Source organism: Chitinophaga sp., assembly GCF_036569125.1.
In the GTDB taxonomy this organism is placed as follows: Bacteria; Bacteroidota; Bacteroidia; order Chitinophagales; family Chitinophagaceae; genus Chitinophaga.
The window spans coordinates 1-14,349 of the sequence record NZ_DATCRF010000390.1 but is presented as its reverse complement, the minus strand read 5'-3'; the positions used below and the strand labels follow the sequence as shown (position 1 = coordinate 14,349).

Genomic DNA, 14,349 nt, shown 5'->3' with positions numbered 1-14,349 from the left:
GGTAATGCTACTGAGATCATCAAAGACCCTACGGTGCTGGAATTTCTGGGCCTTAAACAGAAACCAGCCTATTATGAAAGGGACCTGGAAACGGAGCTCATCTCTCATCTTAACGATTTTCTGCTGGAATTAGGCCACGGGTTTTCTTTTGTTGCCAGGCAAAGAAGGATACACCTGGATGGCGATGAATTTTTTGTGGACCTGGTATGCTATAACCGCCTGCTCCAAAGTTTTGTATTGTTTGAGATCAAAACCCACAAGCTTACTCACCAGGATCTGGGACAGTTACAAATGTATGTGAATTACTACGATCGTTTCGAGAAACAGGAATTTGAAAACCCAACCATCGGTGTATTATTATGTGCTGATAAAAATGATGCAGTGGTAAAAATATCATTACCGGAAAATAACAGGTCTATTGTAGCCAGCAAATACCAGCTATACCTGCCTACCGAAGATCAGCTGCTGAAAGAGCTGAAAAGTGAGCTGGATAAGCTGGAAGACATATCAGCTGATAAATAAAAACCTACTTCTTACTATTCACATCAAAATGCTGTTCCTCCATCAGCCGGAGTGAAAACAGCATTTCCACCATGGTTCTTTGCAAAGTATAGTACCAGCCTGCCCAGCCGCTGAAGATCAGCCGTTTAATGATCAGGCAGTAAAAGAATACAAAAATGGGGGCAAAGATCTTGGTCCTGCGTATTTTATTGAGCACAGAATTGCGGTCGGGGTTAGTAGGGTCCAATAGCTTATGGCATTCCTTAATGGAGTATCCGTCCTGGTTGCTCAGCCACCTGCTGAAAGGCTTGCGGTCGTCATGTAAAATGCGTGCCTTATAAGCACCCAGCCTGCCATTGATGCGCAGCCTGTGGGCATGTCCGTCATCAAAATAGCTGCCCAGCGTTCTTTTGAACAATACTGTTCTGGGGGTGGTATTATTGCTGATCAGCTGCCGGCCGTAGATCAGGAACTCAAACTGGGTATCATAACCTACTATATCGCTGCCGGCGTTTGATACAAATGCTTTTGTTTCTTCAATAAATTGATCCGTAAGCACATAATCGGCATCCATGCTCAGCACCCATTCCGATTCTATCAGCGAAAGTCCGTAATTACATTGCTGTGCAAAGCTGTCAAAAGCCCTATACTGTATTTCCACGTTCGGGTATGATTGCAGGATCTCTATAGTTTTATCTGTACTGCCACTATCCAGCACCACTACACGCTCAAGCCAGGTGAGTTTGTCCAATACGCGCTGAATATTCGGTTCTTCGTTCTTCGTTAATATTAAAGCCTGCAACACACTTCTGGAAATGATGGACATTTTTCTTTATTTAATACTTAATGATGGCATTTTTTCAATGCGCCCGCCTAAAATAGAGGTTAATTTCTAAAAAATGATAACATCGGCTAAGCTTGTTTAAATTTTCTACTTTTTTAAGTAGGTTATCCGTAGCTCCATAACCGGTTTCATCCACATGCATTATTATCATTTTATTATCTTTAAACAAACGTAAACCAGGGAGCATCAGAATGGATCAAAAATTTTTGCACTATGCTACAGGACCTATCGCTGTAAAAATGGCCGTTTCTATTGGCATTGGGATGTTGGTGGGAATGGAACGGATGTGGTCTCATAAAGAAACGGGGATCCGTACTTTTTCGATAGTAGCCTTACTGGGCATGCTGGCCACCGTAATAGGGTCAGATTTTTCCATTGCCTGCCTGATAGGTGTTTTCCTGCTGGTGGTGATCACCAATGTACGCAGCCTGCTCATTGACCGCACCACCGAGATCACCACCTCTGCTGCTTTAATTGCCAATTATATCCTGGGGGTTTTAGTGGGGCTGGGGCATATTTTTACCCCGGTTGCCGGCGCCATTATAATGACCATGCTGCTGGCCTGGAAAACAGAGCTGAACCGCTTTGCCGGCGGCCTGCAGCCTTCTGAAATAAGAAGCGCCATCTTATTGGGCCTGATAGGTTTTGTGATATACCCGCTTATTCCTGACCGTTATATTGATCCCTGGCAGCTGTTTAATCCCAGTGATGCCTGGCTAAGCATCATTGCCATTTCAGGGATCGGTTTTGTGAACTACTTTTTGCTAAGGATGTTCAGCACCAGGGGGCTTTACCTGAGCGCCATTTTTGGTGGGCTGGTGAACAGCAGCGCCACGGTGGCGGAGCTGGGCGCACGGGCACAGGCAACCGGGCAAACTAATAAAATAAAAACCCTTTGCCTGCTTACCACAGAAGCTATGTTTGCCCGCAACCTGCTGCTTATTCTGTTGTTCTCGGAAAGATCACTGGCTGCAGCGGCATTACCCATTCTTGCTATGTCGGTGGTGGCAGGGCTTTGGATCTGGAAAGATAATATCCGCAAAGAGCTGTCAGGCGGAGAGCAGCCGGTGTCACTGCATCTCGAATCCCCCATTGCCATACAAAAGGTGATCAGCTTTGGCTTCCTGTTTATTGTGGTGCAGATAGGAGGTACCTTGCTTACAAAGGTTTTTGGCAGCTATGGTATTTTAGCAACCGGTTTCTTTGGCGGCCTGGTAAGCAGCGCCAGTACTACTGCGGCAGCGGCTACCATGGCTAATCATGGCAAAATAACCGCGGCCGTGGCAGGTAGTGTGGCCGTACTGTCTTCCCTGGCCAGCACCATTGTGAACTTACCCATTATCTGGAAAACCATCGAAGATAAAGCCATTGTTAAACAGCTAACATTGGAGATCATTACCATACTGCTGGCTGGTATAGCCGTGGTAGCGCTGGACCGGATCTTTGAAGTATCCGAATTTTTGATCACCATGTTATATAAGTGACCTTATTTTTTAGCCGGGTAGTTGGTGCTGATATGATACTTATCTTCCAGCTCCCACAGCCTGGCGCCGCCTTTAATACCGTCTTTGTTGGTAAAAAGGTGAATGTTATTGTCCAGCTCAATATCCAGCTCTTCTGCGCTGCCGCCGCCCAGATACAGGCGGTCGTAGTTGAATACCACCTTTAAGATGTCCAGCACTTTGGTCATGCGCTTGTTCCACTTTTCTTTACCTTCTTTTTCCAGGGCTTTGCTGCCAATGTATTCATCGTAATCATGCTCTTTGGTTACCGGGTGGTGGGCCAGCTCCAGGTGGGGCAGCAGGTAACCGTCTATAAGCAGGGCGGTTCCAAAACCGGTGCCCAGCGTTACGGCCAGCTCAAGTCCTTTGCCGCTTACCACGCCCAGGCCCAGCTGGTCTGCATCATTTACCAGCCGCACGGGTTGCTGTAACAGGTTGCTGATGCGCTGGCCCAGGTCTATATTTTTCCAGTTGGGATTGCCCAGGTTAGGCGCCGTGTATACGATACCGTTACGTACATAACCGGGAAAACCTACGGATACTTTATCATAGCCGGGCATATCTTTTGCCAGCTCCGCAATAACTTCCAGCACATCATCCGGTTTGGCGTCTTTGGGTGTGGGCAGGCGTTTGTAGTCCATCTGCCATTCGCCTTTGCTGTTAAGGATGGTGCCTTTAATATGCGACCCGCCTACGTCTATTGCCAGTATATCCCCGGATAGTGCCATTGTAACGTTTTTTATAATGAGCAATAAAGGTAAGGGATGTGGCACAAATTCCGGACCGGTTAGCGGGTTATATTCTACCCAAACCGGGTGTATGTTTTTAATATTGAGGTTAATCGATGGGGTGGCAGTCAAAAAAATCCCTTTTTTCCTTTCCGGTAAATAATTTTCCCGATTGCGTAAACAGTTCCCTTATAGATTAACCAATTTTGCGCTCCGAAATTGCTATTATAATATACCATCATGGGGAAACTGCTACTATTCTTACACATTTTTATCTTGTCCACCACTGTATTGTTTGCGCAGAATGGCACTGTTAAAGGCACTGTTACTACTGCCGACGGGCAGCCGGCCATTAACATTACCCTGCGTATAGACCGTACTAAATGGGGCGCTATCAGTAATGAAAAAGGGGAGTACACCATTAAGAATGTAAAGCCGGGCAGCTGGCTCTTAAAGGCAACGGCTATTGCAGCAGTGGCCCAGGAAAAGCCCATCACTGTAGCTGCCGGACAAACCCTGCAGGTGGATCTTGTGCTGAATGAAAATGCTGCAGAGCTGCATGAAGTGATCATTTCCAGCCGCAACGGCAATAAGCAAAATAACATTGTGGCTAAAATGCCGCTTACCAACCTGGAGAATCCACAGGTATACAATACCGTATCTGCAGAGATCATGAAACAGCAGGGCATTAATAATTATGACGATGCTTTGCGGAACGTACCCGGTATTACCCGTACCTGGGAATCAACCGGCAGAAGCGGTGATGGCGCTGCTTATTTTGCTATGAGGGGTTTTGATGCGCAGCCTTTGCTCACCAACGGGTTACCCGGTTTGGTAAGCGGCAACCTGGACCCCGCCAACATAGAGGAGATCCAGGTGATCAAAGGTCCGTCAGCTACTCTGTTCGGCGGCAGCTTTTACAGCTACGGCGGTATGATCAACACCATCACCAAAAAACCGTATTTCGGTTTGGGCGGAGAAGTAGCCTATAACATGGGCAGCTTTGGGCTGAACCGTGTTACAGCCGACATCAATACCCCTTTAAGTAAAAAAGAAAAGATAGCCTTACGCGTTAATACTGCTTACCATTCAGAGAACAGCTTCCAGGATGCAGGCTTTAAAAAATCGTTTTTCATAGCACCCTCCCTGGTGTATGAAGTGAACGACCGGCTTAGCTTCCAGGTGCTGACAGAAATATTGCAGGAAGAAAGAGCAGTGCCTCCGGTATTCTTTCACAACAACCGTGACGCCCCTCTGGATTTTAAGGACATCAATGCCCTGAACCTGAATTATAAGGCATCCTTTACCAGCAACGATCTTACCATTAAAAACCCGCGCTACAACCTGCAGGCGCAAATGCTGTATAAATTATCCGGCCAGTGGACCTCGCAAACCGTAGTATCCCGCGGCAGCATAAAATCAGATGGCATTTATACTTACATCTGGGATGATGAACCGGGCGATAATGTTTTTGAGCAGTACGTGCATAACGAAAATAATACGATCACCACTACGGATGTACAGCAGAACTTTAACGGCGATTTTAAGATCGGCAGCCTGCGTAACCGCCTGCTGGTAGGGCTGGATTACTTTAGCCGCAATGTGATCGATAACGGCGGCGGCTGGGCAGTGGCCCGCAAGGTAACCCCCGAAGGCGAAACGTTTATTGATGATCCAACTACCGGCGACCCGATAACACCGTTCCCTTTATCAAAGGATTATGTTAACAACCTGCTGTCAGGTACCGGCGGCACATCCAGCAACGTTTCCAACAGCTCTTACAGCGCCTATGCTTCGGATGTGCTGAACCTTACGCCAGGTTTACTGGTGATGGCCAGCTTACGTGCAGATTATTTTACTACCAAGGGTGATCCTACTACAGCCGAAGATGATTTTCACCAGTTTGCGCTGTCGCCTAAATTCGGCATCGTGTACCAGCCGGTGCCGGATAAGCTATCCATCTTTGCCAACTATATGAATGCGTTCATTAATGTAGCGCCGCGGTCAGTAACGGATCTGGATGGCGAAAACCGGCGTATAAAAACATTTAAGCCGGAACATGCCAACCAGCTGGAGTTTGGCGTAAAAGCAAACCTGTTTGCAGATAAATTATTTGCTACTGTTTCTGCCTACGATATTAAGGTAAGCGACCGCGTGGTGCCGGCCCCCGGCAACCCTAATGATGTGGTGCAGGGCGGAAAAGTAGAAAGCAAAGGGTTTGAAATAGATCTGAATGCTAACCCGCTTCCCGGCCTGAACATTATTGCCGGTTATGCCTACAATGATATTAAAGTAAAGAAGGGAAATCAAACAGACTTTTACAATGAACCTGGCAGAACACCCGGCGGGCAAGGCCCTCCCAATGCGGTGAACTTATGGGGCACTTATAAGTTCAGCAACGGCGCATTAAAGAACTTTGGTATAGGCGCAGGCGGTAACTATGCCAGCCAAACAAAAGTGATTGACAACAGCAAAACGGGTGTTTTTTACCTGCCTTCTTATGTAGTAGTAAATGCAAGCCTGTTCTATAATTCAGAAAAATTCAGGTTCACCTTTGCATTGAATAACATTACCAATAAAGAATATTATACCGGCTATTGGTCGGTGAACCCGCAGCGTACCAGGAGCTTTGCCGCCAGCATTGCCTATAAGTTCTAAAGAGCATAACGCTTAACAACAAACGGCTTTTGCTTTCCGCTTTCTGCTTTGCGCTACTAAAGAGCAAATAAACCAGTGAACATAGCCGTCCGGGAAAAAATGAGTGGTCCATTTTCCCGGACGTTTTTTTTATAGCCCCAGCTGTTTCATAAAATTATCCTTATAGGCGCTGCCAATAGGTATTTCCACCCCGTTAATGAAAACACGGTTGCCCTCAATAAGCGTGATCTTTGCCTTGCTGATGATAAAAGAACGGTGCACGCGGATGAATAGCATTTCCGGCAGCAGGGCTTCAAAGCTGGAAAAGGGCATGTTAGGTAGCAGGGTATGCTGCGTGGTCACCACTTTGGTATAATTACCGCAGGCTTCTGCATACAGCAGCTCTTCATACAATACTCTGTAGATCTTCCGGTCGGTTCTGATGAAAAAGAAGGCCGGTTCGTTTGTTTCATGCACGGCCGGCGCCGGTGTGCGCATCCTTTCCAAAGCCTTGTCCACCGCCATAATAAACCGTTCCAGGGAAAATGGTTTTAACAGGTAGTCACAGGCAGCCAGGTCAAAAGCATCCAGCGCATACTCTTTATAAGCGGTGGTAAAAATAACCTGTGGCGGCTTTTTCAGCGTTTTAATAAAAGAAATGCCATCCAGCACCGGCATATTAATATCTACAAAAATAAGGTCCACCGGATGCTGCAGCAGCAGGGCCTTTGCTTCCAGCGCATCGCCGGCAGCTGCTGCTACCTGCAGCAGGGGTAAGTGCGCGCAATAGGTTTGCAGTATATCCCGCGCTACCGGTTCATCGTCTATGATCAGGCAATTGATCTTTTGCATCATATTTTAATTTTAGCCGCAGCATTATGCTGTAAAAGGGTGGCTGGTCTGCTATCTGCAGGTTAAACGCGCCGGGGTATAACAACGCCAGCCGCTGCTGCACATTCTGCAGCCCTAAGCCGCTGTGCTTTTCGCGGGCAGCCAGCTCACTTTTCCTGCTTTCATAAGAGTTGTTAACGGTGAACAGGATGTAATTACCCTGCTGTTTTAAACGTATATCCACCGTGATCTTTTTATTACCGGTGGTTTTGGAATGTTTAAAGGCATTTTCTATAAAAGTGATCAGCAGCATGGGGGCTATCTTTCCATTAATATGCGCTGCATCTGCCAGGTCCAGCGTAAGCTCCAGCCGTTCGCCAATACGTATCTTCTCAAATTCGATGTAGTTGCGGATATACGCCAGCTCATCCTGAAGAGGCACAAACAGCTCCTTTACATCGTATACGGAATACCGCAGCAGGTCGGCCAGCTTCAATAACAGCGCAGGAATTTTTTCATGCTGGGTAATGGAAATGCCATACATATTATTGAGCGTATTAAACAAGAAGTGAGGGCTCAGCTGTGATTGTAACAGCTGCAGCTCGCTTTGGCTTTGGGCGGCAGCTGTACGGGCATCCTGTAATTGTTGTGCAATGCGCACCCTTATCAGCTTAATGTACATGCCGGTGCTGATACAGAACAGCAAAAGCGGGAACCCGAAAAAGAACCAATACACGGCATCATTATGCCGTTGCAGGCTGCCGGCAAAGAAGATGGCAATAAAGCTGCTGGCGATCATTACCAGCGGCAGCAGGATCAGGATCCATACCGGCACATGCTGATCTTTAGGGATCCATAACCGGGAGAGGTACCGGCCGGCATAAATGCTGCCCAGGATGCCCACCACCGCTGTCATAGACCATTCCTCGTCTTCTGTGGTGGTAAGGTTCCTTACATACGACTTAAAGGAGGTGTAGATCAGCATGGCCGCAACGATCGTAAGCGCGGTGTACACCGCCCATTTCGTCCTGCTATCGCTGTCTGTTTTAAATGCCTGTTTCATGAGCGTTCCTTATATCTGATGCAAATATGAACATCCGGGCGGCCGGCCCCTAATATAAATGTTCAACAGCAGGCTTTTAATGACGAAACCGGGTGTAAGCTCCACTAAACAGTTCAACACGTTTAATGGCCTTTCCATCATACTTACAGCCCCATACGGCACAATTATTTAAATGGCTTGTAAATCCCTGCAATATTTGCCTGTATCAATCTCAAGATAATGAAAACCATTTTTGTTACTATAGTCATCATACTATGCATGCACAGCCTGTATGCACAACAGCCGGCCACTGACAGCACCCGGAAAAAGGTACATTTAAAAGCGATAGAGGTTACGGCTAAAAAGCCGCTGCTGGTGCAGGATATTGACAAAACCATTGTAAATGTGGATGCTATGATCAGCAGTGCTGCCAGCAATACGCTGGAAGTGCTGGAAAAAACGCCCGGTGTGCTGGTGGATAACAACGGGCAGATAAGCCTTAATGGCAAGGGCGTGCTGGTGCTGATCGATGGCCGCTCCACCTACCTTTCGGCTCAGGACCTGGCCGGGTACCTACGGTCCATACCCGGGGCCTCACTGGATAAAATAGAGCTCATTGATAACCCCTCTGCCAGATACGATGCCTCCGGCGGCGCTGTGATCAATATACGCCTGAAGAAGAACCGGCAGAACGGCGTAAACGGCAATTTCTCCACTTCGTATAGCCAGGGCGTTTATGACCGGCAAAACACTAACCTGAACATCAACTACAAACGGGGAAAGCTTAACTTCTTTGGCAATTTCAACTATAGCCATGAACGTTATTACAGTGCTGATGATAACAACCGGGAATTTTATACAGACGATACGCAGCTGACCAGCTCCGTATTATTGCAGAACCGCCGGCAGAACAGTTTTCGCAGCACCTCCCTGCGCGCCGGTATGGATCATATGGTGAATAAGAACACCACCTGGGGATTTGTGGTGTATGGAGATCTGAACCCGCATAAAGAGTGGATGAACTACCGGAGCAGCAGCTTTAACCCCGGCCATATAACAGATTCCACCAGCCAGGGTTTTATGCGGGGACAGGACCGTAAAAGGAACGGGGCTGTTAACCTCAACTACCAGCATAAATTTAATAATGAAGGCCGGGAGCTTTCTGCCGACCTGGATTATATCCGCTATCAAACACCGGGCACACAGCATTTGCAGAATGATAGTTACCTGCCAGATGGCAGCCTCAATGATCAGGCCCTGTTTGGCTACAACCTGTTACCCGGCATTAATATTTACTCCTTTAAAGCAGATTACACGCATCCGTTGAAGAACAAGGCAGGGTGGGAGGCCGGTGTAAAATCCAGCTATGTTACCAACGATAATAATTCCCGGTACCTGGATCTGAACGGCAGCCATCCTGTGCAGGACGATAGCCGCTCCAACCATTTCATTTACCGGGAGAATGTTAATGCCGCCTACATCAATGCCCGCAAAAGCTGGCAGCGTATAGGCGTGCAGGCCGGCCTGCGCATAGAGAATACTCATCTGCAGGGCCACCAGGTAGCGAATACTTATACCCCGGACAGCAGCTTTACAAGAACTTATACCAATCTTTTTCCCAGCGTATTTGTAAGCTATAAGTTAGACAGTACCGGCAACAATACCGTAACTGCCAGCATTAACCGCCGGATAAACCGGCCCAATTACCAGCTGCTGAACCCCTTCCTGTTTTACCAGGATAATTATACCTATACGGCCGGCAATCCCTTACTGCGTGCGCAATACCAAACGCAGTATGCGCTGAAGTACCAGCATAAGCAAAACTTGGGCATTGGCCTGCAGTATGGCCGCTTTAACGATATTATTTTCCAGACCACAGAAGCTGCCGGCAATATTTTTGTTACCCGCCCGGGAAATGTGTTCTTCGGTTACATGATCTTACTGTCCGTTAACACCCAGCTGAAGCCCGCTGCCTGGTGGAGCCTGAACGCCAACCTGCAGCTGGCTAAAATGGCCTTAAAGGGAACTGTAGGCGCCGAAAGCCTCCGCAACGGCACCAGCACCGGCCGGCTGAATATTATGAACCAGTTCAGCTTTCAGAAGGGCTGGAGCGCTGAGCTATCAGGCATTTATTTTGGCCGGGATATACAGGGGCAGCGCACTATAGATCCGCGTTACCGGGTAGCTGCCGCCGCGCAAAAAAAGATATTGAAGGACAAGGGCAGCATCCGCCTTTCAGCAGAAGATATTTTTCATACCTGGGTACAAAAGGAACAGGTGATCAGTATTAAACAGGCCAGCGTATACCATACCAATGAAATGGATACGCAGCGTATAGGCATTGCCTTTACCTACCGCTTTGGCAAGGAGGATTTTGCCCGTAAGCGTAAGCATGCGGATAACGCAGCTGGTGCGGAAACGGAGCGGGCAAATTAATAGAAGACCCGTGGCATATTACTGCACCACGGGCCTTCATCCCTATCAGCACAGCTATTTAATATTTCTGCGGCGGTTGTTTCCCATTACAATGCCAGTTGGTAGTGCAGCGCAATAAGTCATTGCCGCCAGGCCACAACGTGGTTTCATAATAGGTAACATAACCTTCTTCATTAATTTGCTGGTTAACAAAGGTGCGGTCAAACCCCGGATAGTAGGCAAGGCCTTTAGCTGTAAGCATTTTATGATGCGGGGAGCCGGGTAATAATCCCAGCAGCTGCAAGATCATTACCTCACGTACAGCTATATCATCATCATTTATAAAATAGCTGCCGCCTTTGATGGGGGTATTATAGTCATAGGTAAAAGTTAAAGAAAAGCTGGTGTCTCTGTCCAATGTGTAAGCCAGCACATTACCATAGGCGTCATACTTTACGGAATAAGGGCCGTAAATACCTTTTTCAGTTTTTACCAGCTGACCTTTACTATTATAGGTATAGTATTGCCAGGGTCCTACAAAGCCTAAGGGATCCTTCAGGAACGAGCGCAGCGGCTGTTTCCGGCTGTTCAGCTCAACACGGAACACGGTGTCCTGGCTGGTGCTGTCTATGAGATATGCCCAGTTGCCGGACGTTTTGAAATAAGCTATATAATCATATGGAGAAGCAGGCCCCCAGATATTCATGTAAAATTTGTCAACGCTGCCGTTTGCTTTGTACGTTTTATCAAAGCGGTAACCGCGATTGGAATACAGCACGCGGTCATCACCGGTAATGGCTATAAAGTTTTTTGCATCGCAGCCGCAATCTTCGGGTTTAGGCGGCCAGTGATCATTTTTCTTACAGGCTGCCAGTAAGCATAAAAGGGCAAATACGCACATGGCACGTAACGGGGGTAAATAAAAAGGCATAAGAGATCATTTAAATGGTTAACGGAGATAAAGGCTTGAGGTAACTACTGCCGGTCGCTGATAAGGATAATGCTGCTGATAAGGATAATGCTACAGCCTAAAGGTACAATACCGTTTTGCAAATGCCGGTGCTGCCCGCAGATATTTCTTTTGATAAATTATGGCCTTTTATTATGTATCGTTATGATTACTTTTTCAGGTTATATGGAATATAATACTGCCATTCCCAGGGTGTATAGGTGTCACCGATGGCGGTGGCCAGCAGCTCTTTAAAAATGCTTTCGCCATTATCGCTGTTGGTCATGATGAGAATGCCGGCCTTTTTTTCAGGGAAAATAATGCAGTAATGCTGAAAGCCGTCGCCATGGCCTTCTTTAAAGGCTCCCCAGCCGTAGGGCGTTTTCAGTAAACCCCAACCCAGCCCGTAGCTGAGGGAGATGTTATCATTGGCTGTGGAAGTAGTATCCTGCCAGGCCTTTGGACCAAACTGGTGCGCAGAGCGCAGCCGTATTTGAGGGGTGAACATTTGTTGGGTGCTGGCGGCGCTGATCAGCTTATGCTGCAGCACGGCTGTTATAAACAGGGTAAGATCATCCAGCGTAGTTTCCAGGGTGCTGGGGGAGCGGGGCTCATTATCCTTGTCCTTTTCATACAGCTCGCCGTTTGATTTATGCCCTACGGCATAATCAGCTTCATATGCCGGCAGCCACTGATAGGCGGAGTGCTGCATGCCCAGGGGCGTAAATATTTTTTCCGCTGCCAGCGTTTGCAGCGGTTTGCCCAGCATTTTTTCAAGCACTATCTGCAGGTACACCATACCTTCTCCGGAGTAGCTGTAATGTGTGCCCGGCTCAAACATTACCCGCAGCTTTTGATCCGGCATATCCCAGCGCCAGTTTGGAAAACCGCTGGTATGGTCCAGGCACATACGGGCCGTTATTTTGCGGTACAGGCTATCTGTCTGCAGATCGGCATAATGATCATGCCATTTGGTTTTGGGTGTGTAAGTATAAATAGGCTGCGGCAGGTAATCCTGCAGAGGTTTGTCCAGGTTTATTATGCCTTCTTCCACCAGCTTTAGCACCAGCACCGTAAATACAACCTTGCTTAGTGATGCGCCGTAAATGTTGGCGTGCGTGGTTAAAGGGGCTTTGGTATCTATCCGTTTGTAGCCGAAAGCGCGTTTGTACACTACCTCGTTCCTGTTAAAAACACTGATCTCCAAACCTTGTACATGCGCAGTATCCATCAGGTATTGGATCTTATGGGTTAAGGCAGCAGCAGAAATGGTGCTGTTATCGATCCTTTTAATCTGTTGTGAAAAGGCGGTAAGGGTACAGGCATAAAAGCTAAGCAAAAGGAAGGCAAAGCGCATAAGGGGGATTTTGTATCTCTGCTAAAGATATTATACGCTTTGCACAAAACCTAGTAATTACTTATTGGAGAAAGGGCCGAATGCAGAGATGTTCTTATAAATAAATTCTGCAAAATTGGTGGGCCGTATGCCAAAACGTTTATGCGTTTCCAGCTTGATGTGTGATTCGATACATTTACTCCGTTCCCGGGCAATTTCTATCAGTATGCGCATGTTTTTAGCGGGCAGCCCCCGTGATACCAGCAGATTCTCATACGCCTCAAACGATAGGTTGTTATGCCTCATTTTCCGGCCGGTTACCCGGGTAAGTATTTCACATGCTTCCTCCATGTTCAGCGCGTCGGGGCCGGTCATTTCATAGATGCGGTTAACGTGGCCGTCCTGGGTAAGCAGCTGTACGCATACTTTTGCCACATCTTCGATATCTACCGGGGAAAGTTTGCCCTGGCCGATGGGTAATACCAGCTCGCCCTGCTGCATATTTACACCGGCCGGTGCGCCGGGAAAGTACATTTGCATAAACTGGCTGGGGCGCAGCAATGTCCACTGCAGGCCGGAGTGTACCAGGTTATCTTCCGCATTCTCATGCTCTTTTTGCGCAATAAAGTTCTGGCTGTTAAATCCAATGCCGGAATCAGCGCCGGAATATTTTATTACATGTGCTACGCCCGCTTTTTTAGCGGCATCAGTAAAGCTTTGCTGGGTAGCTACCATTTCTTTGGCGGCGGAGGAGATCATCAGTACTTTTTCAACACCTTCCAGCGCGGCGTGTAATGTTTCAGGCTGCAGCATATCGCCTTCGTAAATGCTTACCTGCGTGTAGCTTTCCATGGCTTTGGCTTTTTCACGGTCGCGGATCAGCGCTCTTACAGGAATGCCCTGCTTTTCAAATTCTTTGATCACCAGCTTGCCGCTTAATCCTGTAGCGCCGGTTACCAGTATGTTTGCCGTTGGCTTTTTCATTTGTATGAATTTATACAGCAAAGCTATTGCGGCGCATTTGCTTAAACGGGGGCATAGATGACAACTTAAGGGGTTGTTTGTGCCAGCGTTGTAATGGACCTTTAATACATGAAAAAGGTATGTTTTTTATTACCGGAGGGCCTTGTAAAACCCAGCTCCCTATTTGGCGCTATTGAGATATTTGAAAAGGCCAATGAGTTCCTGGCAGAGAAAGGCCGGTCCCGCTTCTATGAGCTAACCCTTGTTGGCAGCGGTATTTCACAATCGTTGCTGAATGCGCAGCTCGTAGTACAACCTGACCGGCATAACCTGAAAACCCTGCGGCCGGATCTTATTATCATTCCTGGCTTATATGAGCAGGGCCGCTATGCTTTGGAAAAGAATCAAGCTCTTATTAACTGGATGGTGCAGCGGTATGCACAAGGTACTGAGCTGGCCAGCATGTGCACCGGCGCTTTCCTGCTGGCAGCTACCGGACTGCTGAAAAACGAAGAATGTTCCACCCACTGGCGGGCCGGCCAATCTTTTGCCGCCATGTTCCCGGACGTGCATTTACGTACAGATAAGATCATTACAGAGG

The 14,349-nt window shown here is 47.6% G+C and carries 12 protein-coding genes; 5 read left to right on the top strand and 7 right to left on the bottom strand.

The features are described 5' to 3' along the window. Window positions 1-522, top strand: a 522-nt coding sequence (locus VIM87_RS14580; RefSeq protein WP_331997700.1) for a PDDEXK nuclease domain-containing protein, incomplete at its 5' end; no start/stop codon positions are given. Window positions 523-526: 4 nt separating this feature from the next. Here VIM87_RS14580 and VIM87_RS14575 read toward each other — a convergent pair. Then, on the bottom strand, window positions 527-1,327 hold the full coding sequence (locus tag VIM87_RS14575; RefSeq protein WP_331997699.1) for a glycosyltransferase family 2 protein: 801 nt from the start codon (window positions 1,325-1,327) through the stop codon (window positions 527-529). A 209-nt stretch (window positions 1,328-1,536) separates the two neighbouring features. Between VIM87_RS14575 and VIM87_RS14570 the strand changes: the two genes are divergently transcribed. Beyond that, window positions 1,537-2,829 (top strand): MgtC/SapB family protein, encoded by a 1,293-nt coding sequence (locus tag VIM87_RS14570; RefSeq protein ID WP_331997698.1) that lies wholly within the window; start codon window positions 1,537-1,539, stop codon window positions 2,827-2,829. A 2-nt stretch (window positions 2,830-2,831) separates the two neighbouring features. On the opposite strand, the gene VIM87_RS14565 is transcribed toward VIM87_RS14570, so the two are convergent. After that, window positions 2,832-3,575 (bottom strand): ROK family protein, encoded by a 744-nt coding sequence (locus tag VIM87_RS14565; protein ID WP_331997697.1) that lies wholly within the window; start codon window positions 3,573-3,575, stop codon window positions 2,832-2,834. Window positions 3,576-3,851: 276 nt separating this feature from the next. On the opposite strand from VIM87_RS14565, the gene VIM87_RS14560 reads away from it, so the two are divergent. After that, entirely contained in the window at window positions 3,852-6,233 is a 2,382-nt protein-coding gene (locus tag VIM87_RS14560; RefSeq protein WP_331997696.1) for a TonB-dependent receptor, read from the top strand. Window positions 6,234-6,362: 129 nt separating this feature from the next. On the opposite strand, the gene VIM87_RS14555 is transcribed toward VIM87_RS14560, so the two are convergent. Together VIM87_RS14555 and VIM87_RS14550 are read right to left on the bottom strand one after the other, a co-directional pair. Further along, a complete protein-coding gene (locus VIM87_RS14555) occupies window positions 6,363-7,067 on the bottom strand; it encodes a LytTR family DNA-binding domain-containing protein (RefSeq protein WP_331997695.1) in 705 nt (234 codons plus the stop codon). Further along, window positions 7,030-8,106 carry a sensor histidine kinase gene (locus VIM87_RS14550; protein WP_331997694.1) on the bottom strand — a complete coding sequence of 359 codons (1,077 nt, stop codon included), beginning with the start codon at window positions 8,104-8,106 and terminating at the stop codon, window positions 7,030-7,032. Before VIM87_RS14550 ends, VIM87_RS14555 begins: the two co-directional genes overlap by 38 nt. 219 nt (window positions 8,107-8,325) lie before the next feature. On the opposite strand from VIM87_RS14550, the gene VIM87_RS14545 reads away from it, so the two are divergent. Further along, window positions 8,326-10,521, top strand: a complete 2,196-nt coding sequence (locus tag VIM87_RS14545) for an outer membrane beta-barrel protein (protein ID WP_331997693.1) — start codon at window positions 8,326-8,328, stop codon at window positions 10,519-10,521. Window positions 10,522-10,579: 58 nt separating this feature from the next. Here the strand turns inward: VIM87_RS14545 and VIM87_RS14540 are convergent, their stop codons facing one another. The 3 genes from VIM87_RS14540 to VIM87_RS14530 form a co-directional block, all read right to left on the bottom strand. Continuing rightward, window positions 10,580-11,431, bottom strand: a complete 852-nt coding sequence (locus VIM87_RS14540; protein ID WP_331997692.1) for a hypothetical protein — start codon at window positions 11,429-11,431, stop codon at window positions 10,580-10,582. 187 nt (window positions 11,432-11,618) lie between these two features. Further along, the gene (locus VIM87_RS14535; RefSeq protein ID WP_331997691.1) at window positions 11,619-12,806 is read right to left on the bottom strand and encodes a serine hydrolase domain-containing protein; all 1,188 of its coding nucleotides are present in this window, start codon (window positions 12,804-12,806) and stop codon (window positions 11,619-11,621) included. Window positions 12,807-12,863: 57 nt separating this feature from the next. After that, on the bottom strand, window positions 12,864-13,769 hold the full coding sequence (locus tag VIM87_RS14530) for an NAD(P)H-binding protein (protein WP_331997690.1): 906 nt from the start codon (window positions 13,767-13,769) through the stop codon (window positions 12,864-12,866). A 108-nt stretch (window positions 13,770-13,877) separates the two neighbouring features. Between VIM87_RS14530 and VIM87_RS14525 the strand changes: the two genes are divergently transcribed. Further along, window positions 13,878-14,349: DJ-1/PfpI family protein (locus tag VIM87_RS14525; protein ID WP_331997689.1), on the top strand; the 472-nt coding region annotated here is incomplete at its 3' end.